General features: G+C 70.3%; 27 protein-coding genes. 19 read left to right on the forward strand and 8 right to left on the reverse strand.

Annotated elements, in window-relative coordinates:
* Positions 1 to 18 precede the first annotated feature (18 nt).
* Together U9J66_RS11055 and U9J66_RS11060 are read right to left on the reverse strand one after the other, a co-directional pair.
* Entirely contained in the window at positions 19 to 567 is a 549-nt protein-coding gene (locus U9J66_RS11055; RefSeq protein ID WP_017533471.1) for an EF-hand domain-containing protein, read from the reverse strand.
* Between the two features lie 109 nt (positions 568 to 676).
* Positions 677 to 1,159 carry an SRPBCC family protein gene (locus tag U9J66_RS11060; RefSeq protein WP_042283105.1) on the reverse strand — a complete coding sequence of 161 codons (483 nt, stop codon included), beginning with the start codon at positions 1,157 to 1,159 and terminating at the stop codon, positions 677 to 679.
* 155 nt (positions 1,160 to 1,314) lie between these two features.
* Between U9J66_RS11060 and U9J66_RS11065 the strand changes: the two genes are divergently transcribed.
* The 9 genes from U9J66_RS11065 (at position 1,315) to nudC (ending at position 10,466) form a co-directional block, all read left to right on the forward strand.
* Positions 1,315 to 2,103 carry a GntR family transcriptional regulator gene (locus U9J66_RS11065; RefSeq protein WP_161110582.1) on the forward strand — a complete coding sequence of 263 codons (789 nt, stop codon included), beginning with the start codon at positions 1,315 to 1,317 and terminating at the stop codon, positions 2,101 to 2,103.
* 135 nt (positions 2,104 to 2,238) lie between these two features.
* A complete protein-coding gene (locus tag U9J66_RS11070) occupies positions 2,239 to 3,354 on the forward strand; it encodes a TIGR03364 family FAD-dependent oxidoreductase (protein ID WP_036567759.1) in 1,116 nt (371 codons plus the stop codon).
* Positions 3,355 to 3,356: 2 nt separating this feature from the next.
* Positions 3,357 to 4,067 carry a phosphonatase-like hydrolase gene (locus tag U9J66_RS11075; protein WP_042283234.1) on the forward strand — a complete coding sequence of 237 codons (711 nt, stop codon included), beginning with the start codon at positions 3,357 to 3,359 and terminating at the stop codon, positions 4,065 to 4,067.
* 3 nt (positions 4,068 to 4,070) lie between these two features.
* The gene (locus tag U9J66_RS11080; protein ID WP_161110581.1) at positions 4,071 to 5,126 is read left to right on the forward strand and encodes an ABC transporter ATP-binding protein; all 1,056 of its coding nucleotides are present in this window, start codon (positions 4,071 to 4,073) and stop codon (positions 5,124 to 5,126) included.
* Complete coding sequence (locus tag U9J66_RS11085; RefSeq protein WP_161110580.1) at positions 5,123 to 6,055, forward strand: 2-aminoethylphosphonate ABC transporter permease subunit; 933 nt, start codon at positions 5,123 to 5,125, stop codon at positions 6,053 to 6,055. Before U9J66_RS11080 ends, U9J66_RS11085 begins: the two co-directional genes overlap by 4 nt.
* Entirely contained in the window at positions 6,042 to 6,839 is a 798-nt protein-coding gene (locus U9J66_RS11090; protein WP_161110579.1) for an ABC transporter permease, read from the forward strand. The genes U9J66_RS11085 and U9J66_RS11090 overlap by 14 nt, the downstream gene beginning before the upstream one ends.
* Positions 6,840 to 6,858: 19 nt before the next feature.
* Complete coding sequence (locus U9J66_RS11095; protein WP_014908849.1) at positions 6,859 to 7,890, forward strand: 2-aminoethylphosphonate ABC transporter substrate-binding protein; 1,032 nt, start codon at positions 6,859 to 6,861, stop codon at positions 7,888 to 7,890.
* Positions 7,891 to 7,996: 106 nt separating this feature from the next.
* Complete coding sequence (locus U9J66_RS11100; RefSeq protein ID WP_326337629.1) at positions 7,997 to 9,379, forward strand: dipeptidase; 1,383 nt, start codon at positions 7,997 to 7,999, stop codon at positions 9,377 to 9,379.
* A gap of 136 nt (positions 9,380 to 9,515) precedes the next feature.
* Positions 9,516 to 10,466 (forward strand): NAD(+) diphosphatase, encoded by a 951-nt coding sequence (gene nudC / locus U9J66_RS11105; RefSeq protein WP_017533481.1) that lies wholly within the window; start codon positions 9,516 to 9,518, stop codon positions 10,464 to 10,466.
* Between the two features lie 103 nt (positions 10,467 to 10,569).
* On the opposite strand, the gene U9J66_RS11110 is transcribed toward nudC, so the two are convergent.
* Together U9J66_RS11110 and U9J66_RS11115 are read right to left on the reverse strand one after the other, a co-directional pair.
* A complete protein-coding gene (locus tag U9J66_RS11110) occupies positions 10,570 to 10,995 on the reverse strand; it encodes an ANTAR domain-containing protein (protein WP_017533482.1) in 426 nt (141 codons plus the stop codon).
* 172 nt (positions 10,996 to 11,167) lie between these two features.
* The gene (locus U9J66_RS11115) at positions 11,168 to 11,428 is read right to left on the reverse strand and encodes a mycoredoxin (protein ID WP_026124808.1); all 261 of its coding nucleotides are present in this window, start codon (positions 11,426 to 11,428) and stop codon (positions 11,168 to 11,170) included.
* A gap of 261 nt (positions 11,429 to 11,689) precedes the next feature.
* On the opposite strand from U9J66_RS11115, the gene U9J66_RS11120 reads away from it, so the two are divergent.
* The 6 genes from U9J66_RS11120 to U9J66_RS11145 all read left to right on the forward strand — a co-directional run bounded on the left by U9J66_RS11120 (position 11,690) and on the right by U9J66_RS11145 (position 16,780).
* Positions 11,690 to 13,798: an ATP-dependent DNA helicase UvrD2 gene (locus U9J66_RS11120; protein WP_014913426.1), complete on the forward strand. Its 2,109-nt coding sequence runs from the start codon at positions 11,690 to 11,692 to the stop codon at positions 13,796 to 13,798.
* A complete protein-coding gene (locus tag U9J66_RS11125; RefSeq protein WP_017533485.1) occupies positions 13,791 to 14,681 on the forward strand; it encodes an acyl-CoA thioesterase in 891 nt (296 codons plus the stop codon). Before U9J66_RS11120 ends, U9J66_RS11125 begins: the two co-directional genes overlap by 8 nt.
* A gap of 219 nt (positions 14,682 to 14,900) precedes the next feature.
* A complete protein-coding gene (locus tag U9J66_RS11130; RefSeq protein WP_036567764.1) occupies positions 14,901 to 15,254 on the forward strand; it encodes a hypothetical protein in 354 nt (117 codons plus the stop codon).
* Between the two features lie 199 nt (positions 15,255 to 15,453).
* Positions 15,454 to 15,732 (forward strand): WhiB family transcriptional regulator, encoded by a 279-nt coding sequence (locus tag U9J66_RS11135; RefSeq protein ID WP_014909219.1) that lies wholly within the window; start codon positions 15,454 to 15,456, stop codon positions 15,730 to 15,732.
* A 47-nt stretch (positions 15,733 to 15,779) separates the two neighbouring features.
* On the forward strand, positions 15,780 to 15,938 hold the full coding sequence (locus tag U9J66_RS11140) for a hypothetical protein (protein ID WP_017533487.1): 159 nt from the start codon (positions 15,780 to 15,782) through the stop codon (positions 15,936 to 15,938).
* A 278-nt stretch (positions 15,939 to 16,216) separates the two neighbouring features.
* A complete protein-coding gene (locus U9J66_RS11145) occupies positions 16,217 to 16,780 on the forward strand; it encodes a M48 metallopeptidase family protein (RefSeq protein ID WP_014908245.1) in 564 nt (187 codons plus the stop codon).
* 19 nt (positions 16,781 to 16,799) lie between these two features.
* Here the strand turns inward: U9J66_RS11145 and U9J66_RS11150 are convergent, their stop codons facing one another.
* From U9J66_RS11150 to U9J66_RS11160, 3 genes are read right to left on the reverse strand one after another with little or no spacing between them, the layout of a single operon-like run.
* A complete protein-coding gene (locus tag U9J66_RS11150; protein WP_014912705.1) occupies positions 16,800 to 17,162 on the reverse strand; it encodes a hypothetical protein in 363 nt (120 codons plus the stop codon).
* A 9-nt stretch (positions 17,163 to 17,171) separates the two neighbouring features.
* Positions 17,172 to 17,732: an NUDIX domain-containing protein gene (locus U9J66_RS11155; RefSeq protein WP_017533488.1), complete on the reverse strand. Its 561-nt coding sequence runs from the start codon at positions 17,730 to 17,732 to the stop codon at positions 17,172 to 17,174.
* Positions 17,729 to 19,174 (reverse strand): zinc-dependent metalloprotease, encoded by a 1,446-nt coding sequence (locus tag U9J66_RS11160; RefSeq protein ID WP_014912046.1) that lies wholly within the window; start codon positions 19,172 to 19,174, stop codon positions 17,729 to 17,731. The genes U9J66_RS11155 and U9J66_RS11160 overlap by 4 nt, the downstream gene beginning before the upstream one ends.
* 123 nt (positions 19,175 to 19,297) lie before the next feature.
* Here U9J66_RS11160 and U9J66_RS11165 point away from each other — a divergent pair, with 123 nt between their 5' ends.
* The 3 genes from U9J66_RS11165 to U9J66_RS11175 all read left to right on the forward strand — a co-directional run bounded on the left by U9J66_RS11165 (position 19,298) and on the right by U9J66_RS11175 (position 22,064).
* Positions 19,298 to 20,365 carry an NAD-dependent epimerase/dehydratase family protein gene (locus U9J66_RS11165; protein WP_017533489.1) on the forward strand — a complete coding sequence of 356 codons (1,068 nt, stop codon included), beginning with the start codon at positions 19,298 to 19,300 and terminating at the stop codon, positions 20,363 to 20,365.
* Positions 20,366 to 20,455: 90 nt separating this feature from the next.
* On the forward strand, positions 20,456 to 20,893 hold the full coding sequence (locus U9J66_RS11170) for a molybdenum cofactor biosynthesis protein MoaE (protein WP_014908295.1): 438 nt from the start codon (positions 20,456 to 20,458) through the stop codon (positions 20,891 to 20,893).
* A 103-nt stretch (positions 20,894 to 20,996) separates the two neighbouring features.
* Complete coding sequence (locus tag U9J66_RS11175) at positions 20,997 to 22,064, forward strand: YlbL family protein (protein ID WP_161112341.1); 1,068 nt, start codon at positions 20,997 to 20,999, stop codon at positions 22,062 to 22,064.
* Between the two features lie 351 nt (positions 22,065 to 22,415).
* On the opposite strand, the gene U9J66_RS11180 is transcribed toward U9J66_RS11175, so the two are convergent.
* Positions 22,416 to 22,922: a PPA1309 family protein gene (locus U9J66_RS11180; RefSeq protein WP_234305828.1), complete on the reverse strand. Its 507-nt coding sequence runs from the start codon at positions 22,920 to 22,922 to the stop codon at positions 22,416 to 22,418.
* A gap of 293 nt (positions 22,923 to 23,215) precedes the next feature.
* On the opposite strand from U9J66_RS11180, the gene U9J66_RS11185 reads away from it, so the two are divergent.
* A complete protein-coding gene (locus tag U9J66_RS11185; RefSeq protein WP_017533490.1) occupies positions 23,216 to 26,143 on the forward strand; it encodes a UPF0182 family membrane protein in 2,928 nt (975 codons plus the stop codon).
* Positions 26,144 to 26,177 lie beyond the last annotated feature (34 nt).

Here is a 26,177-nt window from a genome sequence, read left to right on the forward strand (position 1 = left end):
CCCCGCCGCCCCGAGGTCTCAGACCACGCCGAACACGAAACCGCCCGGGGATTCGATGTCCTCGCCGAAGAGGTACTGACGGGCCGAGAGCACGAACTCCTCCCGGCTGATGTGCTCGTCGCCGTCGGTGTCCACGTGCGCGAACCGGTTCCGCGCGTCCTCCTCACGAGCGCCCAGGACGTCCGCGTAGGTCAGGAACTCCTCCAGGGAGATCCGGTCGTCCCCGTCCTCGTCCAGCAGGTCGAAGACGGCCTCGGCCACGCCTTCGACCGCGTTGTGCCGGCTGCGGTCCTCCGACACCGCGCGCATGGCCGCCACGAACCGCTCGCGCTCCAGACGAACCCCCGTCTCGTCCGAACGTCGCAGCAGCTCCTGCCAGAGCGCCTGGTAGGAGGAGTCGAGGGCCCGGGCCTTGCGCTCCTCCGGATCCAGCCTGTAACCGGAGATGTAGCGTTCCACGAGCCGGCGGTAGTCGTCCCAGGTGGCGACCTTGTCGTCGTCGGTGTCGAGAACGTCGAACAGGTGACCGAACCTGGCGTCGATCGCCTCAGAGGGGGTGATGGCCATGGGGTTTCCTCCCGGACTCCTTGGGGGACGGGCCTGTCCCGCCCCCGGTCCCTCTGAGTCTCCTACCACCGGAAAGGTTCCCTCGGGGCCCGAACGGGAGGATCGCCTCTCACTCGATGAGAAGCGCGTCGATCTGGCCGATGGCCTCCCGCAGTCCCTCCTCCATGCCCATCTCCATGAGCCTGCGCATGTCCTCGCGGGAGACGAAGGTCGAACGGAGCACCATCCGGGTGCCGCCGTCGTGCTCGAGGAGCTCCACGTGGGTGGTGTTGGTCAGGTTCTCGGACGGGGTCCCGTCCTCGTCCGCGAACCCGTCGACGAACTCCAGGGAGGTCGGTTCCGTCACCGAGACCACCCTCCACCAGCCGCGATGTCGGTCCCCTCCGGGGCCGGTCATCAGATAGGTGACGGAGCCGCCCGGGCTCAGGTCGTGCTCCTCCACGGTCGCGGGGTAGGTCGGCGGGCCCCACCAGCGCTCCAGACGACGCGGGTCGGCCCACAGCCGCCAGACCTCCTCGACGGGGGCCGGATAGTCCGCGACCACCGTCAAGGTGAGGTTCTCGTCGTTCCTTTCGACACCGGTGATGGCCATGTGTTCGTCTCCTCACGTCGATGTTCCTGAGGCCGGAGTTTCCCGAGCGACCTTTCGCGAATCCCTCGATCGCACCAAGGTCGGGGCGAGAACGCGGCCGGGGCGGCCGGTCGGTCCCTCTCCGTTCACCCGGACGTTCACCGGGCTGGGGGAGAATGCCCCGCATGTCGGTGACAGGTATCCCTCAGGACGGCGGGGCCCCGGTACGTGCCGGGGTGCCCGAACACGGTCGCGTGCCCAAGTACTACGCGGTGCGCATACTCCTCACCGAGCTGGTGGACGGGTTGGGCGAGGGGGAGGCGCTGCCCACCGAACGGGAGATGACCGAGCGCTTCGGCGCGGCGCGGGAGACGGTGCGACAGGCGCTGCGCGACCTGCTCCTGGAAGGACGGTTGCGCCGTCGAGGACGCGGCACCGTCGTCGCCGGCCCCAAACTCGAACAGCCCCTGTCCCTGGCCAGCTACACCGAAGGCGTGCGCAGGCAGGGCCTCGACCCGGGGAGGACCCTGGTCGACCTGCGCAGCTGGCCCTGCCCGGGACCCTTGGCCGAGGAACTGGGCCTGGTCGAGGGGGAGCCGATCTGGCACATGGAGCGGGTGCTGTGGGCCGACGACGAGCGGGTCGGTCTGGAGTCCACCTACATCGCGGTGGAACGCGTACCCCGGCTGGACGTCGACTTCGACCCCGACTCCAGCTTCTACGCCTACCTGGACGAACGGGTGGGCACGGCGTTCGCCGACGCCGACGAGCGGTTGGAGACGGTCCTGGCGACCCCGCGCGAGGCGCTGCTCATCGGCACGCCTCCGGCCCTGCCGATGCTGCTCATCCACCGACTCTCCCGGGACGCCCGGGGTCGTCCCCTGGAACGGGTGCGCTCCCTCTACCGGGGCGACCGGTTCAGCTTCACCACCCGTCTGACCGGTGTCGACGGAACCTTCGGCTGATCTCGGGGACACGACCCGGACCGTTCGATAACGGAAAGGTCACGTGTCTGGTCCAGAGTTCGAAGGCGGTTCACCCGGATGTCCCCGGCGGTCATCGAGCGCTCCACCCGCGCCCGAGAACCTCGGGGCATGCGAGTGATCATCGTCGGTGCCGGCGTTCTCGGCACCATGCACGCCTGGCAGGCCCTCTCCCGAGGGCACGAGGTCGTCCACATCGAACGGGAGGCCGCCGCGCGAGGCGCCTCGGTCCGCAACTTCGGTCTGGTCTGGGTCAGCGGCCGTTCCTCCGGCCCCGAACTCCAGACCGCGCTGCGCGCCCGCGAGCTTTGGGAGGAGATCGGCGAACGGCTTCCCGGTCTGGGCTTCCGCCCCTCCGGGTCGCTCACCGCGCTGACCACCGAACACGAGCTCGCCGTGGCCGAGGCCGCGGTCGAGGGCCCCGACGCGCATCTGCGAGAACTGAGCCTTCTGGCGCCGGACCGCGTTCGCGAGGTCAACCCCGCCCTGCGCGGCGACCTCCTCGGCGCCCTGTGGTGCCGACGCGACGCCCAGGTCGAGCCCCGCGTGGCCCAGGCCGTACTCCAGGCCGAGCTCGCCCGCAGCGACCGCTACACCCTGCTGACCGGACGCGAGGTCCGCGACCTCCCGGCGCCCGGCACCGTCCGCGACGACCACGGCGACCTCCACCACGGCGACCAGGTCGTGCTCTGCACCGGCGCCTGGCTGGGCGGGCTGGTCCGCGAACTCGTCCCCGATCCGCCCGTGCGCCGGGTCCGCCTCCAGATGATGCAGACCGCGCCCTTGGGCGAGACCCTCACCACCTCGGTCGCGGACGCCGACAGCTTCCGCTACTACCCGGCCTACCGGGGACCGGCGCTGGACGCCCTCGGAGCCGAGCAGCCCCAGCCGCCCACCGCCCGGGACCACGCCATGCAGCTGTTGATGGTCCAGCGCGCCGACGGCTCCCTGACCATCGGCGACACCCACGAGTACGAACACCCCTTCTCCTTCGACACCGTCGAGGACCCCTACGAACACCTCACCGGGGTGGTCGAACGGCTCCTCGGTCGTCCCCTGCCCCCGATCCGCCGACGCTGGGCCGGCGTCTACGCCCAGTGCCTCGACCCCGACGCGGTGGTGCACCGCGCCCCCGTCGCCGACTCCGCCTGGCTGGTCACCGGCCCCGGCGGACGCGGCATGACCTGTTCCCCCGCCATCGCCGAGACCACCGCCGACGAACTGGGATGGTGACCATGAACGACCACGGAACCCGCACCGGAGCGCTCCTCGACCCCCGACCCTCCCGGATCGAACTGGTGGTCCTGGACATGGCCGGGACCACCGTCGCCGACGACGGCCTGGTCGAACGCGCCTTCGGAGCCGCGCTGCCCGACGCCACCGACGAACAGCTCGCCTACGTACGCGCCACCATGGGCGAGTCCAAGATCACCGTCTTCCGCCACCTCACCGGCGGAGACGAGGAGCGGGCCCACGCGGCCAACGCCGCCTTCGAGGCCGCCTACGCCCGCCTGGTCGACGAGGGCCACTGCGCACCCCTGCCCGGAGCCGAGGACGCCCTCCGCCGGCTCCGGGACCAGGGCCGCGGGATCGCCCTGACCACCGGCTTCGCCAGGGACACCCAGGACCGGATCCTCGCCGCCCTGGGCTGGAACGACCTCGTCGACCTCGCCCTGTGCCCCTCCGACGTCGACGGGCGCGGCCGCCCCCACCCCGACATGATCCTCACGGCGGCCCTGCGCTCCCGGGTCTCCTCCATGGCCGCCGTCGCCGTGGCCGGGGACACCGACTCGGACATGCGCGCCGGCCGCAACGCCGGGGCCTCCGTGGTCGCCGGGGTCCGGACCGGGGCGCACGACACCGCCACCCTGCGCCTGGCCGGGGCCGGGCACGTGCTCGACTCCGTGGCCGAACTGCCCGATCTGCTCGCGGCTCGGGAGGGCTGACCGGTGGGGATCCGTCTCGACGGGGTGAGCGTCTCCTACGGCGGCACCACCGTCCTCGACTCCCTGGACCTGACCGTCGAACCCGGAGAGTTCACCGCCCTGCTCGGTCCCTCCGGATCCGGTAAGACCACGGCGCTGCGCACCGTCGCCGGCTTCGTGCGCCCCGACTCGGGGCGGGTGTACCTGGGAGGCAGGGACGTCACCGACCTGCCTCCCTACGACCGGGGCGTCGGCATGGTGGTCCAGAGCTACGCGCTCTTCCCCCACATGAGGGTGGAACGGAACGTGGCCTTCGGCCTGCGCGCGCAAGGGGTCCCTCGGAACGAGGTGGCGTCCAGGGTGACCGAGGCGCTGGAGATGACCGGGATGGGCTCCTACGCCCGCCGCTACCCGCGCGAGCTCTCGGGCGGTCAACAACAGCGGGTCGCCATCTCCCGGGCCCTGGCCATCCGCCCCAAGGTCCTGCTGTTGGACGAACCCCTCTCCGCCCTGGACGCCCGGCTGCGGGCCGAGATGACCGACGAACTCGCCCGCCTGCACCGGGAGCTGCCCGACCTCACGGTCCTGCACGTCACCCACGACCAGGGCGAGGCCCTCACCCTGGCCGACCGGGTCGCGGTCCTGGACCGGGCCCGGCTCCGCGAATACGACACGCCCCGTGCGCTCTACGATCGTCCGCGCACCGCCTTCACCGCCGGGTTCGTCGGCAGCGCGAACCTGCTGCCGGCCCGGCTGGAGGGGGACCGGGTGCGCGTCTGCGGTCTGGAACTGCCGGTCTCCCCGGAGGACCTGCCCGCGGGCACCGCCGACGGGGCCGGACTCCAGGTGTGCCTGCGTCCGCACCGGATCGTCCTGGGACCGGCCGAACACACCCTTCGGGGCACGGTCACCGACCTGAGCTGGCGCGGCTCGGTGCACCACCTCATCGTCGACGTCGACGGCCGGTCCGTCACCGTCGAACTGGCCGGGCACCGGACGCCTCCCGGGCCCGGCGGCGCCGTCGAGCTCGGCTTCGACCGCGATGACGCGGTCCTGGTCCCGGTGGGGGAGGAACCGTGAGCGCCCTCGCCCCGCCCCGGACCGCCTCCACCGCCGCGACCGGGCCTTCGTCCGAACCCGCCCCGGTCCGATCGGGGATCACCGTACCGGCCTGGGTCTGGGCGATCCCGCCCGTGGTCCTGTTGGCCCTGGCGGTGCTGTATCCGCTGGGCTCGGTGATCTCCGAGTCGTTCACCGGGCCGGACGGAGGGTTCTCCACGAGGCCCTACGTCGACGTCCTGTCCTCGACGAGGTTCCGCACCGCGCTGACCACCACGGTCCTGATCGCGGTCGGCTCCACCGTCGGATGTCTGGTCCTCGGACTCGTCCTGGCCCTGATCATCGCGTTCGTGCCCTTCCCGGGCAGCGGGTCGGCCGGTCGGTTCATCGACACCTACCTGTCGTTCCCGTCCTTCCTCATCACCCTGGCGTTGCTGTTCGTCTACGGCACCGTCGGCATGGCCAACGGGATGTGGACCGATCTGACCGGGGCCGACTCGGGCCCCTTCACCTTCCTGTCCACCCCGTGGGGCGTGATCCTGGCCGAGGTCACCTTCTTCACCCCGTTCGTGCTGCGCCCGCTCCTGGCGGCCTTCGCGCAGATCGACACCGCCCAACTGGAGGCCGCCTCCTCCCTGGGCGCGCGCCCCGCCCGCGTCGTGCGCTCGGTGATCCTTCCCGAGGCCCTCCCCGCCCTCGTCGCCGGTGGGGCCCTGGTCCTGGTGCTGTGCCTCAACGAGTTCGCGATCGTCCTCTTCACCGGGGCCAAGGACGTCGTCACCCTGCCCATGCTCGTCTACAGTTCGGCGATCCTGGAGGCCGACTACACCACCGCCTGCGTGGTCGCCACCATCAACGCGACGCTCTCCATCGGCCTCTACCTGCTCTACCGCTCCCTCACCTCACGACTGGGAGCCCCCACCGACGGAGGTCGTCGTGCTCGTCCATGACCGGCTCACCCGCAGGGCGATCCAGGCGCTCTTCGCGCTCCTGTTCCTGCCGTTGTTCGCGCTGCCGCTGGGCGTCATCGTGGCGGCCTCGTTCAGCACCGGATGGAGCGGCGCCCTGCCCTCGGGGCCCACCCTCGACAACTACGCGGTGGCGTTCGGCCCCCAGACCCTGGAGGCCCTGCGCGTCAGCGTGGTCACCGCTCTGGTCGCCAGTGTCTGCGCCCTGGTCATCGGTACCTGGGCGGCGCTCTCCGCCGCGTCGATGGGGCCCAGGGGCCGCCGGATCATGGACGCCCTGTTCATGCTCCCGGTCGCGGTGCCCACCGTCGTGGTGGGGCTGGCGCTGCTGGTGGCCTTCAGCCGACCGCCGGTCCTGCTCAACGGCACCCACACGATCGTCTTCCTCGCCCACACCGTCCTGGTCACCGCCTTCGCCTACCAGTCGGTGTCGGCGGCCCTGGCCCGCCTCGACCCGGTGTACGGCCAGGTCGCGGCCTCCCTGGGCGCACGCCCGGCCCGCACCCTGTTCCTGGTCCGCCTGCCCCTGCTGCTGCCCTCGCTCGGCGCCGCCACCGGACTCTGCTTCGCCCTGTCCATGGGGGAGCTCAGCGCCACGATGATGCTCTACCCGCCCGACTGGACCCCGCTGCCGGTCCGGATCTTCGCCGCCACCGACCGCGGCGCGCTCTTCACCGGTTCCGCCTTCGCCGTGGTCCTCATGGCCACGACCCTGCTCGTCATGTTCGCCCTCTCCCTGGTGCGCACCCGCGCCGGCCATCGCTGACCCACCCGGAGGACACACCATGCGCGTCCGCGCCCTCGCCCCCATCGCCCTGACCGCGGCCCTCGCCATGACCGGCTGCGGGGCCACCGCCGACACCGACGTCGTCACCGTCTACTCCGCCGACGGCCTGCGAGACGAGGCCGGCACCGGCTGGTTCGACCTGGTCTTCGAGGAGTTCGAGGCCGAGACCGGTATCGAGGTCCGTTACGTGGAAGGGGGGTCCGGAGAGATGGTCCAACGCGCCGATCGGGAGAGCGCCAACCCCCAGGCCGACGTGATCGTGACCCTGCCGCCCTTCATCCAGCAGGCCGACGGACTCGGCCTCCTCCAGGAGTACGAACCCGAGGGCGCCGACCAGGTGGAGACCCGCGACCCCGACGGCAAGTGGACCACGGTGGTCGACAACTACTTCGCCTTCATCTACAACACCGAGGAGCTGGACGAGCCACCGGCGACCTGGGAGGACCTGCTCGACCCGCGCTTCGAAGGGCGGCTCCAGTACTCCACGCCCGGTGTCGCCGGAGACGGCACCGCGGTCCTCATCCAGGCCATGCACCGGTTCGGCGGCCTCGACCCCGCCATGGACTATCTCGGCGAGCTCCAGGAGAACAACGTCGGCCCCTCCTCCTCCACCGGTGCCCTGGGGCCCAAGGTCGACAAGGGCGAGCTGCTCGTCGCCAACGGGGACGTCCAGATGAACTACGCCCAGGCCCGTTCCATGCCCAACCTCGGGATCTGGTTCCCCGCCGAGGAGGGCGGCGACCCCACGACCTTCGCCCTGCCCTACACGGCGGGCCTGCTCACCGGGGCGCCCAACGACGAGAACGGACGGGCCCTCATCGACTTCCTGCTCTCCGAGGGGTCCCAGGAGCAGGTCTCCTCCGCCGCGGGCGGTTTCCCGGCCCGCGTCGACGTGGAGCCCACCGGGGAGGACGCCGAGGCCCTGGCCGAACTCATGGAGGGCGTCGAGATCTTCGAACCCGACTGGAAGGACATCGAGGCCAACCTGTCCGAGTACCTCGACGCCTGGCGCGAGGCCACCGACGGCTGACCCGGATCGACGTTCGACGCCCCTTCTCGACGGAGGGGCGTCACCGTCCGGTTCGTCCAGGTCCTAAGGTCGATGCGGACGAGAATGTCGAGAAGAGTGAGGGCAGATGGACGCACGCGCCTATATCGAGGACCACAAGGGCGAATTCTTCACCGCGCTGCGCGAGTGGCTGGCGATCCCTTCGATCTCCGCCGACCCCGAGCGCCATGAGGACGTGCGTCGTTCGGCCCGGTGGCTCGCCGACCACCTGACCGTAACCGGTTTCCCCACGGTCGAGATCTGGGAGACGCCCGGACTGCCCGCCGTGTTCGCCGAGTGGCCCGCCGCCGACCCGTCCGCGCCCACCGTGCTCGTCTACGGCCACCACGACGTCCAGCCGGTCGACCCGGTCGAGGAGTGGGAGACCGACCCCTTCACCCCCACGGAGAAGGGCACCTCCCTCTACGCGCGCGGCGCCTCCGACGACAAGGGACAGGTCCTCTTCCACGCATTGGGAGTGAGCGCCGCCCTGGCCGTCTCCGGCGCCGACGCCCCTCCGGTCACGATCAAGATGCTGATCGAGGGCGAGGAGGAGTCCGGCTCGGTGCACTTCGCCGAGCTCATGAAGGCCAACCGTGAGCGTCTGGCCTGCGACGTCGCGGTCATCTCCGACACCACGATGTGGGCGGCCGACACCCCGTCCATGTGCGTGGGCATGCGCGGCGTCACCGACGTCGAGATCGCCCTGTACGGCCCCGAGAGGGACCTGCACAGCGGTTCCTTCGGCGGCGCGGTTCCCAACCCGCTCAAGATCATGAGCGACCTGCTCTCCGGGATGCACGACGCCGACCGACGGATCGCGATCCCCGGCTTCTACGACGGTGTCGTCGAGGCCGGCGCCGAGGAGCGCGAGCTCATCTCCCGCCTGCCCTTCGACGAGCGGGAGTGGCTGGCCACCGCCGGCTCCACCGCCGCGTGGGGGGAGAAGGGCTACAGCACCCTGGAGCGGGTCTGGCTGCGCCCCACCGCCGAGATCAACGGCATGTGGGGCGGCCACACCGGGGCCGGCGGCAAGACCATCGTCCCCCGTTCCGCGCACGCCAAGATCAGCTTCCGACTGGTCCCCGGCCAGGAGCCGCTGGAGATCCAGGCCCGTGTCCGCGAGTACGTGGAGGCCGCCCTCCCCGAGGGGATCCGCGCCGAGCTGGAGTTCGGCGGCCCGGGCGTGCGCGCCTGCGCCTCCGACCTGTCCTCCACCGCGCTCAAGGCGGCCCGCTCCGCCATGGGACGGGCGTTCGGCAAGGAGATCCTGTTCACCCGCGAGGGCGGCAGCGGCCCCGAGGCCGACATCGCCGACATCCTCGACGCGCCCCTGGTGTTCGTGGCGGTGGGCCTCAACGAGGACCGCATCCACGCGCCCAACGAGAAGGTCGAGATGCCGCTGCTGCTGAAGGGCGCCGAGAGCGTCGCCCACCTCTGGGAGGAACTGGGCACGGCCCGGGACGCCTGACCGGGCCCGACCCCGCGTACGACCACGAAGAACCGTGCGTGAACCGCGCACTCCCCCCGGTTCCGCGGAAGGGGAGTGCGCGGGGTCCTCGAAAGCGTTACACCTGTCATGTCGAGTACGAACGCCGGAAGGACCCATGGACTCCGAAGCGGTACCCGCTCTTTCCCGGAACGCGGTCGATCCCGCCGGGCATCTGCGAGGCGATGAGGAATGGTCGGCCAAGGCCTGGAACGACCCGCACACGCGCGTTCTGGTCCTGGAGGGCGGTGAACCGGGAGGCTACGGCCCCGGAGCGCTCAGAGCGCGACAGACACGGGCCCTGGTCACCACGGGTCCGAACCCGAGGCTGGTCCTCACCTCGCCCGACCGCGCTCCGAAGGGCGAGCGGTACCTGTTGGGCCACGACGGCGACCACGCCTACTTCGCGGTGCGCTCCCACGAGGAGGTGAGAGCGGTCACCGGGGCCGAGCCCGCCTCCCTGCGCGACGTCGGCGCGGTCCTCGACGACCGCGACACCGGGCTGTTCACCCGGGCGTTGGCCCTGGCCAACTGGAACGCCGCCCACGGCTTCTGCCCCATGTGCGGCGCGCGCACACGGATGGAACGGTCGGGACACGTCCGGATCTGTGAGGAGGAGGGGACCGAACAGTTCCCGCGCACGGATCCGGCGGTGATCATGCTGGTGCACCGTGAACACGAGGGGCGCGAGGAGGCCCTGCTCGGCAACAATCCGCACTGGGACGCGCGCCGCTTCTCCGTGCTGGCAGGGTTCGTGGACGCGGGCGAGTCACTGGAACAGGCGGTGGCGCGCGAGGTCGCGGAGGAGACCGGGGTGATCGTCGAGGAACCGGTCTACGTGTCCTCCCAGCCCTGGCCCTTCCCGCGCAGTCTCATGGTGGGCTACACCGCCCGGGCGGTGGGGCGGACCAGCCCCACGGACGACGAGATCGCCGAGACCCGCTGGTTCACCCGGGAGGCCCTGGCCGAGGCCACCGCGGCCGGGGAGATCGTCCTGCCCGGACGGGTCTCCATCGCCCGCACCCTCATCGAGGGCTGGTACGGCGGCGAGTTGATCGACGGCCCCTGAGCCGGACACGACGGGGCCGCGGGCCGTCCGACCCCCCGTCACGGACGGACCGCGGCCCCACCGTGGCGGCTTCGCCCCGGGTCATGGCCTGCCGGAGATCCGGTCAGCCCTGTCCCGTGGTGAGCTCGTCCGGCAGGACGGTCAGCGGGCTGGTGCTGCTGTCCACCACGTCCCCGGCCAGGTCGGCGACCTTGCGCCCACGGGAACGCGCCGAGGAGCGCAGCCGTTCGAACGCCTCCCGAGGCGGCATCGTGTGCCGCTCGGACAGGACGCCGATCGCCTGCTCCACGATGACGCGCGAGTGCAGCGCGTGCTCCAACTGGGTGATGGTGTGCTTCAGGCGTTCCACCTCCGAGGCGCCCTCGGGGGCGCGTCCGGGGGCCTGGGCACGAGGCCGGGCCCCGCCCGCCTCGGAGGTGAGGAGGTCGGCCAGCACCATGGCGCTGATCAGGTCCGGGGCTTCGCGGTCGTCGTGCCCGTCGCCCACACGCCACCCGTTCGGGGTGCGCCGTACCACTTCGGCGTCCACCGTGTCGGTGACCGCTATGTCATGAGGCCTCACGTCGTCCCCCAACTCAACACTCCCCGTCGTTTCGGGTCCGTCGGTGTCGGCCGAGTCGTTCTTCGGAGACCAGGGGTGGTCCGCCCTGAGGGAGGGCGCCCGCCGCGCGGACCGCCCCGGGCGGTCCGCGCGATCCGTCCTAGGACAGCTCGGCCAGCTTCTTCTTCACCTGAGCGAGGGACGGGTTGGTCATGGCCGTTTCGTCGCTGAAGACCACGGTGGGGACCGTCTGGTTCCCTCCGTTGACCTTCATCACGAAATCCGCGGCCTCCGGGTTCTCCTCGATGTTCACCTCGCGGCCGGTGATGCCCTCTCGGGAGAGCTGGCTCTTGAGCCGCTTGCAGTAGCCGCACCAGGGGGTGGTGTACATCGTGAACTGCTCGGTGCCCGTACTCGTCATCTCGCTCACGTCTTTTCCGTGTCGACTGTCATGGCTTGCGGGATCGGTCCCTCGGTTCCAACACCGCGGGGCCGTCACCGCTTCCCATGGCCGTTCGACACAACGTGGGACGCCTCACAAGGGCGACTGGTTCTGGGGAATGTGCGACACGGATCGTTCCGTCTCCCGGGGTGCCGCGCGGGACCGTTCGCTCCCTGTGACCGCCGATACTTGAGAGACTGACCGTCCAGACCCACCCGTCCGACCATACGCAGGAGCAGCATGGACCCCGACCGCGTCCTGGAGGGACTGGACCCCGAACAGACCCAGGCGGCACGAGCGCTTCGTGGCCCCGTGTGCATCCTGGCGGGTGCCGGCACGGGCAAGACCCGGGCGATCACCCACCGGATCGCGCACGCCGTGGCCGGTGGGGTCGTCTCCGAACAGCAGGTCCTCGCGGTCACCTTCACCGCCCGGGCCGCGGGCGAGATGCGCGGCCGTCTCCGTTCGCTCGGCGCCCCCAAGGTGCAGGCCCGCACCTTCCACTCCGCGGCCCTGCGCCAGCTCGGCTTCTTCTGGGGGGAGGCCGTCGGCGGGGCCAAACCGAACCTGATCAAGAGCAAGGTCCAGGCCGTGGCCCGCGCCGCCCACTCGGTGGGCCAGCAGCCGGACCGGACCGGTCTGCGCGACCTCGCCGGGGAGATCGAGTGGTCGAAGGTCACCCAGGTACGGCCCAGTGACTACGACAAGGCCGTGGCCAAGGCCGGTCGCCAGTCACCGCTTCCCGAGGGAGAGGTCGCGCGGGTCTTCGAGGCCTACGAGGAGCTGTGCCGTGAGGAGCACCTCATCGACTTCGAGTCGGTCCTCGAACTCACCGCGGCGATGATCAACGAGAGCCCCAAGATCGCCCAGAGGGTCCGCGACCAGTACCGCTACTTCGTCGTCGACGAGTTCCAGGACGTCAACCCGCTCCAGAAGCTCCTCCTGGACGCCTGGTTGGGCGACCGCGACGACCTGTGCGTGGTCGGCGACCCCAGCCAGACCATCTACTCCTTCACCGGGGCCACCCCCGACTACCTGACCGGTTTCGGCGACCGCTACCCGCACGCCACCCTGGTGCGGCTGGTCCGCGACTACCGTTCGACCCCCCAGGTGGTGCGTGTGGCCAACCACGTCATCGCCCAGGCCAAGGGGGCGACCTCGGCGCACCACCTCACCCTCCGGGCCCAGCGGCCGGACGGGCCGGACCCGATCTACCAGGAGTACGACGACGAGCCCGCCGAGGCCACCGGTGTCGCCCGCAAGATCAGCGTCCTGTTGGAGGAGGGGGTGCCCGCCGGGGAGATCGCGGTGCTGATGCGCACCAACTCCCAGACGGCCGCCTACGAACAGGCCCTCGGCGACCAGGGCGTTCCCTTCACCGTGCGCGGCAGCGAGCGGTTCTTCGAACGCCCCGAGATCCGCGAGGCCGTGCACCTGCTGCGGGGGGCACGCCACGGCGCGGCCGACGGGGAGGACGAGCCCCTCGTCCGGACGGTGCGTCACCTGCTCGCCCCCCTCGGGCTGGTCGAGCAGGCCCCGGAGGGGCGTCGGGCGCGGGAACGCTGGGAGTCGCTGTCGGCGCTGGCCCAGCTGGCGGAGGACGTCGCCGCCAAGGCCGGCTCCGCGGGGGGCAGGGCCACCATGGCCCACCTCGTCGACGAGATCGACATGCGCATGGCCACCGAACACGCGCCCGGTTTCGAGGGGGTCACCCTCGCCTCCCTGCACGCGGCCAAGGGCCTGGAGTGGGACGCGGTGTTCCTCGTCGGGCTCACCGAGGGCATGATGCCCATCATCTACGCCGAGACCGACGACCAGGTGGAGGAGGAGCGTCGGCTCTTCTACGTCGGGGTGACCCGGGCCCGCGAGCACCTGGTGATGTCCTGGTCCCTGGCCCGCTCTCCCGGTGGACGCAAGTCCCGCAAGCCCTCGCGCTTCCTCGACGGACTGCGCCCCGCCTCGCCCAGCACCCCGGGCCGCCGCGACCGGCGCAAGGGCGGCGTCGTGCGCTGCCGGGTGTGCTCCGACGCGCTCACCGACGCCGTCGAACGCAAGTTGGGCCGCTGCCTGGACTGCCCCTCCACCTACGACGAGGCGCTGCTGGAACGCCTGCGCGAATGGCGACGGCTGACCGCGCGGGATCAGAAGGTGCCCGCCTACGTGATCTTCACCGACGCGACCCTCCAGGCCATCGCCGAGCAGGAGCCGGGGAGCGTGTCCCGGCTGTCCGCCGTGTCCGGGGTCGGGTCGGTCAAACTGGATCGTTACGGTGAGGCGGTGCTCGCGCTCGTGGCGGGCCGCGACCCGGAGGAGACGGTCGCCGGTGACGGAGAGGAAGAGGATGAGTGAACGCGACGGTGACGGGCGCGTGGGTCAATCGCTGACCGAGCTGCTGAAGGTGCTCGACCTGGAACGGATCGAGGCCGACATCTTCCGGGGCAGCAGCCCGTCGGCCGGGCCTCAGCGGGTCTTCGGCGGCCTGGTCGCGGGGCAGGCGCTGGTGGCGGCGGGACGGACGACGCCCGCCGAGCGCCACGTGCACTCTCTGCACGCCTACTTCATACGGCCGGGCGACCCGTCGGTGCCGATCGTCTACGAGGTCGACCGGGTCCGTGACGGGCGTTCCTTCACCACCCGCAGGGTCGTGGCCATCCAGCACGGCAAGCCGATCTTCACCCTGTCCGCCTCCTTCCACAAGGAGGAACCGGGCCTGGACCACCAGATCCCCATGCCCGACGTCCCTCCGCCCGAGGAGCTGCTCAGCACCCGGGACCGGTTGCGCGAGGCGTTCGGCAAGGTGCCCAGCTTCGTCCACTGGCACCCCATCGAGACGAGGCCGGTGGGCGCGATGTCCTTCGAGGCCGAACGCGACCCCGAGCTGCGCACCGCCACCAACCCGGTGTGGTTCAAGGTCGACGGGAGGCTTCCCGACGACCGTCTCACCCAGGTGTGCCTGATGACCTACGCCTCCGACATGTCCCTGTTGGACACGGTCCTGTTGAGACACGGCCGCTCGTTCGCGGGCATCTCCATGGCCAGCCTCGACCACGCCATGTGGTTCCACCGCCCCTTCCGCGCCGACGAGTGGCTGCTGTACGCGCAGGAGTCCCCGACCGCGCAGGGGGCGCTGGGTCTGGCGCGGGGACTGGTCTACACGAGGGACGGCCGACTGGTCTGCTCGGTGGTGCAGGAGGGCCTGATCCGGGTCGTCGACGCCGAGGGCTGGACCTGATCGGAACCCATCTCGGAGAGAGCGACCGAAGGGGCCGCGGGCAACACCCGCGGCCCCTTCGGCATTCCCGTGAACTTCTGGCCGGATGCGGTCGTTTTCGCAGGTCAAAAATGGGTTGCCGTCTTTCTTGGGCGGCCGTAATGTGTACAGCGTCGTCATGACCGCTCTCGGTACGGGTGCAAGACCCCGTGCCCGACGTAGAAGGAGGTGTCCCATCTGATGAGCACGAAGAACGAGCAGTGCACCGGTTTCGCCGCTACCTGGCGTTCGCCCATGACTCACCTGATCGAGGGCACCGACCTGAGCGGTGGCGCCTTCGAGGGCGCCTTCACCGGCATCCGTATGCGCACCTTCGGTGGCGAGTCCGTCATCGGCGTCAGGCTGGCCAATGGATCCCAGCCCGCGCCGCAGGGGACCCGTGTGTCCGAAACCGGTGCCGTCATGGCTCTGCTGCGTGACGAGTCCGAGCTCGCCCTTGATCGCGGTGAGCACACCGGTGACGTCCACGCCTCGAGCGAAACCCCGCGCCTGTACGGCGCACTGGGGGAGTGTCCACGGAGGATTCCGGCCTAGAGGTCGGAAGTTCCACTCCGTGGCCGCGGACCCCAGCACAGGGGCCCGCGGCTTTCTTTGTATCTCCGTGAAGTACCTCCGTCCCCCGGGGACGGCGGAACGACGGCGACATCGCAAGTCCAGGTCCCTCACCGGACCGGTTCCGGTGACCGAACACCGACCGCGTTGTACGAACGATCAAAGATCTTGGAGGGCACCGATGCTTGCGTCGGTCCTGGTAACGCCCCAGCTGGGTGAGGTCGAAATCCCTTGCCGTCTCGAGCCGGACCTGTTCTTCGCGGAGGCTCCGGCCGACGTCGAGGCCGCGAAGGCGATCTGTGGTGACTGCCCCATCCGTGAACAGTGTCTGACGGACGCTCTCGAACGGCGTGAGCCGTGGGGCGTCTGGGGCGGGCAGCTGCTCGTCTCCGGCCAGGTGGTGGCGCGCAAGCGTCCTCGCGGCCGGCCCCGGAAGAACCCGGCCCCCGTCGCGGCCTGACCCGTCACCGAATCAACTCCCACACGAACCGAAGGACTCGAAGAACGATGATGCAGGAACTCATGCGCATGGTGGAACGGACCGAGGAAGAGCCCCGGGAGCGTCTGGCCAGAAGGCTCGGCGCCCGGCACCTGCGCGCCCGTCAGCGCGAGGAGCGTCGTGCGGAAGAGGCGATCATGGAAATCGCGTGGTCGAGGCTGTGTTGACGTCGAGAGACGGCCGACATGGCATCCGATAGCACCGGACGGCACCCGACACGGGGCCGTCCGGTCTCTTTTTCATAACCAAGAGGGGGTTCGGGGGGCCGTGTTCCGAGTGGAGGATGGTGCCTCGGAGCCACGAGAACCCCTCTGTTCTGGGGAGATCCGACCCGAGGGGGGCTCGCGCGGCCCGTACGGACCACTCGAACAAAACGCTATCCCGGTGACATATCAGAACAGGGCACACCTGTTCGGAAACGCTTCCCTCGGCTACCGTAAAGTTCGTGCCCTCGAACACCAGAATCGAGGTACGGCGCAGTCCCCGTCGTCGACGTACGGTGTCGGCCTACCGTGACGGGGACACCACGGTCGTCCTCGTACCCGCGACGTTCTCCCGCGCAGAGGAAAAGCGCTGGGTGGATCAGATGCTGCGGAGACTGGAGGCACGCGAGGACCGCCGCCGCCCCGGCGACGGCGAACTCCACGAACGCGCCGTCGAACTGGCCCGACGCCACCTCGACGGGACCAGGTTGCCCGCCAGCGTCCGCTGGGTCGACAACCAGAACTCCCGCTGGGGCTCGTGCACCCCCGAGACCGGGGACATCCGCATCTCCCGCCGGATCGCGGGAATGCCCTCCTGGGTCGTCGACTACGTCCTCGTCCACGAACTCGCCCACCTGCACCACCCCAACCACGGTCGCGAGTTCTGGGAACTGGTACGTCGCTACCCCAAGGCCGACCGCGCACGCGGCTACCTCGAGGGGTACAGCGCGGGCAGCCGGTCCGAAGGGTGCGTCCACGACGACGAGGACGATCTGGAGACCGGCCGGAACACCCTGGAAGGGTGAGCCCCCTCAGAAGACGGGGTCAGCCCTCCAAGGCCGCCCGGGAACGACGCAGATCGGTGTGGACCCGCCAGAGCATGACCAGACCCGCCAGCAGCAGCGCGCCGAACGCGGCGACGTAGTAGCCGGTCGCGGCGCCCCACGAACCCGAGACCGCGGCCCGGCCCACGACCGCCACGATCAGCACCGCCAGAAGACCACAGGCCGCCCGTCCCACGAGGAACGAGCGGCGCACGTGTTCGAACCGGAGGCGGGCGGCCTCCGCCGCCCCGACCCGTCCGGCGCGCTCATCGAGCAGCAATCGCGCGAGAGCACGACGGGAACGCCGGACGAGCCAGGTGGTGACCAGGCCGCCGACCATGACGACGACGGTGATCAAGGACACGGATACTCCTCAGGGGCGTACCGGACCATGGTCCCGAACGGCCACCACGGCGGCGCGCACCAGGTCGCGCACGGAATCGTCGGTGGGCTCGGGCGGAGAATCGACCGGGAACCACCCCAGGCCCGCCGACTCGTCCGGATCCCGTACCAGTACCGCGTCGTCGGGGGCCACCGCGGCGAACTGCACGTCCAGATGGACGCTGCCGCCGCCGCACGGCACCGTGTGCCGGTCCAGCCGCACCGGAGCGGGTAGCAACGTCAGACCGACGATCCCCGATTCCTCCGCGGCCTCACGAAGAGCCGCCTCGGCCAGGGTGGCGTCGTCGCTCTCGCAGTGACCACCGGTCTGCAACCACATCCGGTGGATCCGATGCAGCACCAACGCCACCCGGTCCCCGTCCGCGGAGATGATCGCGGTGCTCGCGGTCAGGTGCCCCGGCAGACAGTCACGCCACATGGCGTCCTCATGGGCGTCCAGATGCTCCAGGTAGGAGACGCGCAGCGCCTCCTGGCCGGGGTCGGGGGCGGCCCAGGCGGTCAGTACCGCCCGGGCGTCCTCACGCAGGCTCACGCGCCGCCCTCGCCCCTGTCGTCCTTACGGCCGTCGTCCCCGCGGTCGTCCTCGTCCGCGCCGGAGTCGGACGGCCCCTCGGGGCCGGTCAACGAGGAGATGTCGAAGTCCGGGCCCTCGTCGGAGCCCCCGGCGACGAACGCCTCGGGATCGTCCAGGTCGGCGCCGGTGGGCATCAGGTCCGGGTGCTGCCATACGGCGTCCCGGCCCTCCACCCCACGGGCCTCCTCCAGGGCCTTCCAGAGCGCACCGGCCTCGCGCAGTCGGCGCGGCCGCAGCTCCAGACCGACCAGGGCGGCGAAGGTGTGCTCGGCGGGGCCGCCGGTGGCACGACGACGTCGCGTGGTCTCGGCGAGCGCCCCGGCGTGCGGAAGCCGCTCGGCCACGGCCGCCGAGACGACGGTCGCCACCCAGCCCTCGATCAGGGCGAGCGTGGTCTCCAGTCGGGTCAGGGCGGCCTTCTGCTGGGGGGTGTCCTCCGGCTGGAGCAGGCCCTCGGCCCCCATCCCGCCGGACATGACCTCCTGGAGCGCCTCCGGGTTGGTGAGGTCGATCTCACCGAGCCGGTCCTCCAGGCCGCTCACGTCGAACGACATCCCGGCCGCGTACTCCTCGACCAGACGGGACACGTGCGAACGCAGCCACGGAACGTGCGAGTAGAGGCGGTGCACGGCGGCCTCACGCGCCGCCAGGTACAGCCGCACCTCGTCGTCGGGGATCTCCAGACCCTCGCTGAAGCGGGCCACCCCCGAGGGCAGCAGGGCGGCGTTGCCCTCACCGGCCAGAGGCAGGCCGATGTCGGCGGTGCCGATCACCTCTTGCGCCAGGCCACCGATGGCCTGACCGGCCTGCTGACCGACCATCATGCCGCCCATCTGCTGGATCATCCCCAGCAGCGGACCGGCCATGGTGGACATCTCCTCGGGCAGGTTCTGCCCCATGGCCTGGACGGTCTTGGCGGTCAACGGGTCGCACAGCTGCGCCCACGCGTCCATCGTCCGCTCGATCCATTCCGAGCGGCTCCAGGCCTGGGCCGTCTGCACCCCCGAAGGAAGGTCGGTAGCCTGGTCGAGCCACAGGTCGGCGAGGCGCAGCGCCTCCTCCACCCGGGCATAGTCGGCGGGCGGCACACTCGGGTCCCCTTGTTGGGACACCGCGTGCCGCGCGATGTTCTTGGCCATGTCCCAGTTGATGCCGGACGTCGAGGACGTCGCGCTCTCCCCGGGGGAACCGGGGGAGGGCTGGGACGACATCATGTCCGCGAAGCGGCGGAGCATGTCGGCCATCTGTTGCGGGTCGCCGAACGGGAAACCGTCCGGCGTTCCGGAGTCCCCCCCGCCCGGGCGGCCGCTGCCGGCACCCGAGCCGGAGTCGCCTGAACGGCGTCCGGACTCGTCATCGGGATCGTTCGGCATGCTGAAACCGAAAGGCAGGTCGCTCACAATCAGACCTCAGGCAGGATTAGGTTTGGTCTCCACTGTCACGTTAGCTGGGAGTCGCCCGGAGTGAATACCGAAAGCAGCCAGGTTCGCCCAGAGCACAGCCCTTCACGTGCGGCGGGACCGGTGGTCGGGGTCACCGGTGCCGCTTCCGGGATGGGCCGGCTCCTCGTGCAACGCCTGGCCACGCCGGAAGGTTCCATCCGGGCCCGTGAAGTGATCGCGATCGACGGGGAGTTCGCCGACCTGCGCGACGTCACCTGGCGCATCGCCGACGTCTGCGACCCCGCCCTGGTCTGGCGACTCGACGGGATCGACGTCCTCGTGCACACCGCCGACGACCGCTCCCTGGAGACCCGCCCCGCGCGTCGCAGGCGCCACAACATCCTGGCCGCGCAGACCGTCCTGACCGCCGCTGCCGCCGCCGGGGTCCCCCGTGTGGTCCTGGTCACCAGCACGATGGTCTACGGGGCCGCACCGGACAACCCGGTGCCGCTGCCCGAGAACTCCACCCGGGTCTCGGACAACGGCGAGGGCCTCATGGGCGACTTCGCCGAGGTCGAGGAGCTGGCCGAACGCGCGCGCCGCGCCCACCCTGGCCTGACGGTGACCGTGGTGCGCCCCGCGCCCCTCGTCGGCCCGGACCTCGACACCCTTCTGAGCCGCCACTTCTCCGCGCCCCGGCTGCTCACCGTCAAGGGGCACGAACAGCACTGGCAGTTCTGCCACCAGGACGACCTGACCTCCGCCCTGGCCTTCTGCGCCCTGCACGGGGTGACCGGAAGCGACGGCGTGGTCGCCGTGGCCTCCGAAGGCTCCTTGAGCCAGAGCGAGGTCGAGGAGATCGCCGGGATGAAGCACTTCGAGGTCGCCGCCAACCTCGCCTTCGGAGCGGTCCGACGCCTGCACCAGGCCCGTATCACCCCGGCCGCCGCCGGCGAGATCAAGTTCCTCGTCTACCCGTGTGTGGTGGACTGCGCCTCCCTGCGCGAGGCCGGATGGAAACCCGAGCACGACAACGAGTCGGCGCTCGGGGTCCTGCTGGAATCCCGCGACGGCAAGCACGCGATCGCCGGACGCACCCTGGGGCGCAAGGAGGTCACCATCACCGCCGCGGGGGCCGCCGGAGCCGCGGCCGCCGCGATCGGTACCGCCGCCGCCATCCGCCACCTGCGCAAACGCGGAAGATCCTGAGTCACCGCCCCGCGAGGGCGAGAGCTCGGAACGCGCGTGACGTCGTACCGGCGGCCGCGCACGCGACCGACCGATTGATACGGTTCACCTGTGGAAGAGATCACTCTCGCGGTAGTACGCGACACCCCTCTGTCCGTCGACGAGGTCCTGGCCGCGGTGGCCCACCCCCGGGCCGGCGGCACGGCGGTCTTCATCGGGACCGTGCGCGACCATGACCACGGACGGGACGTCTCCGCCCTGTCCTACTCCGCGCACCCGACCGTCGAGGCCCGCCTGCGCGAGGTCATGGAGAAGGTGCTGAGCGACACCTCCGTGGCCGGCCGCCCCGTCGTCCGGATGGCCGCCGCGCACCGGGTCGGCGACCTGCGGATCGGCGACCTCGCCGTGGTCGTCGCGGCCGCCGCCGAGCACCGCGAGGAGGCCTTCGCGGCCTGCCGTCGACTCATCGACGACCTCAAGGCCCAGGTGCCCATCTGGAAGAACCAGGCCTTCGAGGACGGCGCGACCGAATGGGTCGGATCTCCCTGATCCGGGACGTTCCGAGCCCCTGAACCGACGCCCCCGAGTCGGGGGTGGCCGATCACCGACGGTCCGGCGGGGGCTCTAAGGTGTGCACATGCTTCGTCGCGTCATGACCCTGGTCGCCGCACTCGCCCTGCTCGTCGGGCTCGGGTACGGCAGTCTCCTGCTGCCCATGCCCTACCTGGTCGCGGCTCCGGGCGTCACCCTCGACACCCTGGGAGAACAGGACGACGGAGAGCCGATCATCGGCGTCGACGGCGCCGAGAGCTACGAGCACGACGGCTCACTGTCCATGGTGACCGTCCAGTACGCCGGCGGACCCGAGCACCGGCTCAACCTCTTCACCCTCGTCTCGGCCTGGATCTCGCCGAGTCAGGCGGTCCTGCCCGAGGAGCTGCTGTTCCCCGCCGGGCGTTCCCCGGAGGAGGTCAGCCAGAGGCAGACCGTCCAGATGAACGACTCCCAGACCGACGCGACCGCCGCCGCCCTCAACCAGCTCGACATCGACTACGAGGCGATCCCCCTCGTCGCCGACGCCGTCGAGGGGATGCCGGCCGAGGGCGTCGTCGAGCCCGGGGACCGCATCCTGGAGGTGGACGGCGAGACCGTCCCCACCAGCACCAGCGGCGGTGACCCGGAAGAGCTCGTCGGCAGCGCCTACGTCGTCGAACACGTGGGGGCCCGCGAGCCCGGCGATCCGGTCTCCCTCCTGCTGGACCGCGACGGCGACGAGCTCGAGGTCGAGCTCGACACGGTCGAGGGTGACGGCGACACCGCCGCCGTCGGCATCCTCATCGCCGACGACATGGACTTCCCCGTCGACATCGACATCTCCGTCGGCGAGATCGGCGGCCCCAGCGCCGGAATGATGTTCGCGCTCGGGATCATCGACCGCCTCAGCGAGGAGGGCCTCACCGGCGGCGCCCACGTCGCTGGCTCCGGCACCATCACCTCCGACGGCACCGTCGGCGGGATCAGCGGCATCCCGCAGAAGATGGTCAGCGCCAAGCGCGACGGCGCCGAATACTTCCTCGTGGCCGCCGACAGCTGCTCCCAGGTCGCCCAGTCCGCCGCCTACGGCGAGCTGGAGGTGGTGCGGGTGGAGACCCTCACCGACGCCGTGAACGCCCTGGAGACCATCCGTGACGGCGGCGACGACCTCCCCCGCTGCGAATAGCGGTGTTCGCTTCGGGGTTCGGCTCCGGCAGGGTGTAGCGGTCACGCGGTCTCCTACCTCGCCACAGGGGGTCGCTGTACGCGGTCTCCTGCATCAACCACGGGGGGTTGCCCGTTCGGGCGCCGGGAGTGTTCTGCAAGACGAGTCGAGCCGCCCGCGAGGTACGAGCGTAGGCGTGGACGAGGATGAAGAACGCTCCCTCCCTTGGCGCCCGAACACGCGCCGAAGCGAAGCGGAGGCGCAAAGCAAACACTTTCGGGCCTCAGCCCCGGCAGGGTGTAACGGTCACGCGATCTCCCACATCGCCCACGGGGGTTGCTGTGGAAGATCGCGGACCCACGGTCGCGTGTACTACTCCTCCAGGTCGAGGGTGAGGGCGAGGGCGGAGGTCAGGGCCGGGATCAGGTCCGGGCCGTTGAGCACCTCGGACTCGCTGTCGTGACTGCGCATCCGCATCGCGCAGTGGCGGGAGCCGTCGCGCAGCACGCCGGCGACCATCCGGATCTCCTCGGTCTCCTTTCCTGAGAGCGCGGGGTCCTCGCCGGCGGCCAGGGTCTCGTCCGAGCCCTTCACCACCAGGCGCTCCATGACCAGCGCGCAGCCGGCCACCCCTTCGGGCCACAGGATGCGACCCAGGGCCTCCTCCAACGGGACGTCTCCGGGCAGCTCCTCCTGCTCCACCGGGGTCAGCTCGTCCGGGTCGGCGGGGGAGTCGATCCCCAGCAGACCGGCCAGAGCGGGCTCCGCTGTCAGCAGCTCCGAGGTCGGTACCAGGGCGTACAGCCCCAACGGTCGGTCCCACCCCTGTTCGGCGGCGTGGCGTTCCAGGTCCATGACGGCTTCGCGAATGTTCGACACGTTTCCATGGTGGCCGATGTGGGAACCTCGCCGCGCCCGTTCGCCGGCAGTAGGGTCGCGTGGGGGCCGTCCGTTTGCGACTCCGATACCCCAACGATGCAGCCTTGTCACCTGCCTATGGGGGATTTCGGGAACCCGGGGGCCACCGCATAAGTTTTCACCAATAAGGCGCCACACGCGCACCAGAACGCACCTAGCCAGAACGAGGGGGAGGCGTGAGCTTCCGATCGCCCGGCGCACCACCTGCGCGTATGCCTCGCCGATCAAGGTTGCTCGCGCCAGTCGCGGCGACCGTGGTCGTCATCATCGCGGGATTGATGCTCGCCGCGAACTTTTGGACCGACTACAAGTGGTTCAACGCCATCGGCTACACCTCGGTCTTCCTGACCGAGCTGTGGACCCGTGTCCTGCTGTTCGCCGTCGCCGCACTGGTGATGGCGGTCATCGTCGGCGCGAGCATCTTCTTCGCCTACAGGGCCCGGCCCGGCATCCGGCCGATGAGCCTGGAACAGCAGGGGCTGGACCGCTACCGCCAGTCCATCGACCCGCACCGCAAGCTCTTCTTCTGGATCGCGGTGGGCGCCCTGGCGCTCCTGTCCGGAGCCGCCGCGAGCGGTGACTGGCGCGTCTACCTCCAGTTCGTGAACAGCGTGGACTTCGGCGTCAACGACCCCGAGTTCGGCATCGACATCGCCTTCTTCGCGTTCACCTATCCGTTCCTGCGGATCCTGCTCGGCTACATGTACGCGGCGGTCATCCTGGCGTTCATCGCCGCGGTCATCGTCCACTACCTGTACGGCGGTGTGCGTCTCCAGAACGACAGCGGCCAGCGCGCCACCCCCGCGGCCCGAGTGCACCTGTCGGTGCTGCTGGGCCTCTTCGTGCTGCTGCGCGCCGGTTCCTACTGGCTCGACCGCTACGGACTGGTCTTCTCCAACCGCGGCTACACCTTCGGCGCCTCCTACACCGACGTCAACGCCGTCAAGACCGCGCTGACCATCCTCACCGTCATCTCGGTGATCTGCGCGCTCCTGTTCTTCGCCAACATCGTCTTCAAGAACACGATGATCCCGGTGGCCTCTCTCGGTCTGCTGGTGCTGTCCGCGGTGGTCGTCGGCGTGGCCTACCCCGAGATCGTCCAGCGCTTCCAGGTCAACCCGAACGAGCAGCGCCTGGAGAGCCCCTACATCGAGCGCAACATCGAGAGCACGCGCGAGGCGTACGGGATCGCCGACACCGAGGTGATCGACTACGACGCCACCACCGAGCTCACCCCTCAGGAGCTGGCGGCCGAGGCCGACACCATCCCCAGCGTGCGTCTGGCCGACCCGGCCGTGGTCTCGCAGACCTTCCAGCAGATGCAGCAGGTCCGAGGCTTCTACCAGTTCCCGGACGTGCTGGAGGTCGACCGCTATCCGGACGCCGACGGCAACCTGATCGACACGATCGTCGCCGTCCGCGAACTCGACGGTCCGCCCGCCGACCAGGACAACTGGCTCAACCGGCACCTGATCTACACCCACGGCTACGGCATGGTCGCCGCCGCGGGCAACCTGATCGACAACGAGGGCCGCCCGGTCTTCACCGAGTACAACATCCCGCCGCGTGGTGAGCTCAGCGACGTCGTGGGCGAGTACGAGCCGCGTATCTACTACGGCCGCGAGGGCGCCGACTACGTCATCGTCCAGGCCGAGGAGGAGTACGACCACCCCCTCGACCCCGAGGCCGAGGAACCCGACGTCCCCACGCTCGAGGACGCCGTGGAATCCAGCCCGAGCCCGGACTCGGACGAGGCCCGCGCCCCGGCCGACGGCGCCGACGAGTCCCAGGACGCGGACGCCGAGGCCACCGAGGAGGGCGAGGACGGCGACACCGCCAGCGGCTCCCAGGCCTACAACCGTTACGACGGTGACGGCGGCGTGCCGCTGAACAACTTCTTCGACCGCATCCTGTTCGCGATCAAGTACCAGGAAACGAGCATCCTGCTCAACAGCGCGATCACGAGCGACTCGCGCATCCTCTACGAGCGCGACCCGCTGGACCGTGTCGAGAAGGTCGCCCCGTTCCTCACCGTCGACAGCCGCCCCTACCCGGCGGTGGTCGAGGGTCGTGTCGTGTGGATCGTCGACGGTTACACCACCTCCGACGGCTACCCGTACGCGAACCGCATCGACTTCACCCAGGCGGTGACCGACACCTTCACGGACGGTTCGGCCCAGCAGGTCGGCGCGCTGCCCGGCAACGAGGTCAACTACATCCGCAACTCGGTGAAGGCGACCGTCGACGCCTACGACGGCACCGTCACCCTGTACGGGTGGGACGAGAACGACCCGGTCCTCCAGACCTGGCAGGGTGCCTTCCCGGGCACGATCGTCGACCGGGACGAGATGAGCGACGAGCTCGTCCAGCACCTGCGCTACCCGGACGACCTGTTCAAGGTGCAGCGCGAGATCATGCGCGAGTACCACGTCACCGACGCCGCGTCCTACTACGGTGGTCAGGACTTCTGGACGGTCCCCAACGACCCGACCCAGGAGGGGGAGGTCTCCGAGCCGCCCTACCGCCAGACCATCAACTTCCCGGGCGCCGAGGAGCCGAGCTTCTCGCTGACCACCACGTTCGTGCCGCGTAACCGTGAGAACCTGGCCGCGTTCATGGCGGTGGACAGCAACCCCGAGTCGGACGAGTACGGCAAGCTCAAACTGCTGGAACTGCCTCGAAGCACGGTGATCTTCGGTCCCGGCCAGGTGCAGAACGCCTTCGACTCCGACGCCGACGTGCGCGAGGTGCTGCTCCCGCTGGAGCAGTCCAACGCCGAGGTGACACGAGGCAACCTGCTGACCCTGCCGTTCGCCGGCGGTCTGCTCTACGTGGAGCCCCTCTACGTTCAGGCCGGTGGCGGCGGAGCCGCGTCCTTCCCGCTGCTCCAGCAGGTCATGGTCGGCTTCGGTGAGGAGGTCGCGATCGGCAGCAACCTCCAGGACGCCCTGAACAACCTGTTCGAGGGCGGCGAGGGTCCGCTTCCGGACCCGGACGAGGGCTCCGAGGAGTCCACCGGGGACGACGAGACCTCCGAGGCGGGCTCCGAACCCTCGGACCTCACCGACGCCCTCAACGAGGCCGTCGAGGCCTGGGAGGAGGCCCAGAACGCCAACGAGGAGGCCAACGAGCGTCTGCGCGACGCTCTGGAGGCCCTCGAGGAGGCCGCGGGCGAGAACTAGTCCTCGCCCCTTCGGGGCGAGGCCGTGACGCGGG

Origin of the sequence: Nocardiopsis sp. LDBS1602 (assembly GCF_035818715.1) — a bacterium.
Taxonomy (GTDB): Bacteria; Actinomycetota; Actinomycetes; order Streptosporangiales; family Streptosporangiaceae; genus Nocardiopsis; species Nocardiopsis alba.

Excerpts from the sequence above, each read along its gene's own strand:
- U9J66_RS11055 (WP_017533471.1), bottom strand. The coding sequence starts at position 567 with ATGGCCATCACCCCCTCTGAGGCGATCGACGCCAGGTTCGGTCACCTG.
- U9J66_RS11060 (WP_042283105.1), bottom strand. The coding sequence starts at position 1,159 with ATGGCCATCACCGGTGTCGAAAGGAACGACGAGAACCTCACCTTGACG.
- U9J66_RS11065 (WP_161110582.1), top strand. The coding sequence starts at position 1,315 with ATGCCCCGCATGTCGGTGACAGGTATCCCTCAGGACGGCGGGGCCCCG.
- U9J66_RS11075 (WP_042283234.1), top strand. The coding sequence starts at position 3,357 with ATGAACGACCACGGAACCCGCACCGGAGCGCTCCTCGACCCCCGACCC.
- U9J66_RS11095 (WP_014908849.1), top strand. The coding sequence starts at position 6,859 with ATGCGCGTCCGCGCCCTCGCCCCCATCGCCCTGACCGCGGCCCTCGCC.
- U9J66_RS11100 (WP_326337629.1), top strand. The coding sequence starts at position 7,997 with ATGGACGCACGCGCCTATATCGAGGACCACAAGGGCGAATTCTTCACC.
- nudC (WP_017533481.1), top strand. The coding sequence starts at position 9,516 with ATGGACTCCGAAGCGGTACCCGCTCTTTCCCGGAACGCGGTCGATCCC.
- U9J66_RS11115 (WP_026124808.1), bottom strand. The coding sequence starts at position 11,428 with ATGACGAGTACGGGCACCGAGCAGTTCACGATGTACACCACCCCCTGG.
- U9J66_RS11120 (WP_014913426.1), top strand. The coding sequence starts at position 11,690 with ATGGACCCCGACCGCGTCCTGGAGGGACTGGACCCCGAACAGACCCAG.
- U9J66_RS11125 (WP_017533485.1), top strand. The coding sequence starts at position 13,791 with ATGAGTGAACGCGACGGTGACGGGCGCGTGGGTCAATCGCTGACCGAG.
- U9J66_RS11130 (WP_036567764.1), top strand. The coding sequence starts at position 14,901 with ATGAGCACGAAGAACGAGCAGTGCACCGGTTTCGCCGCTACCTGGCGT.
- U9J66_RS11135 (WP_014909219.1), top strand. The coding sequence starts at position 15,454 with ATGCTTGCGTCGGTCCTGGTAACGCCCCAGCTGGGTGAGGTCGAAATC.
- U9J66_RS11140 (WP_017533487.1), top strand. The coding sequence starts at position 15,780 with ATGATGCAGGAACTCATGCGCATGGTGGAACGGACCGAGGAAGAGCCC.
- U9J66_RS11175 (WP_161112341.1), top strand. The coding sequence starts at position 20,997 with ATGACCCTGGTCGCCGCACTCGCCCTGCTCGTCGGGCTCGGGTACGGC.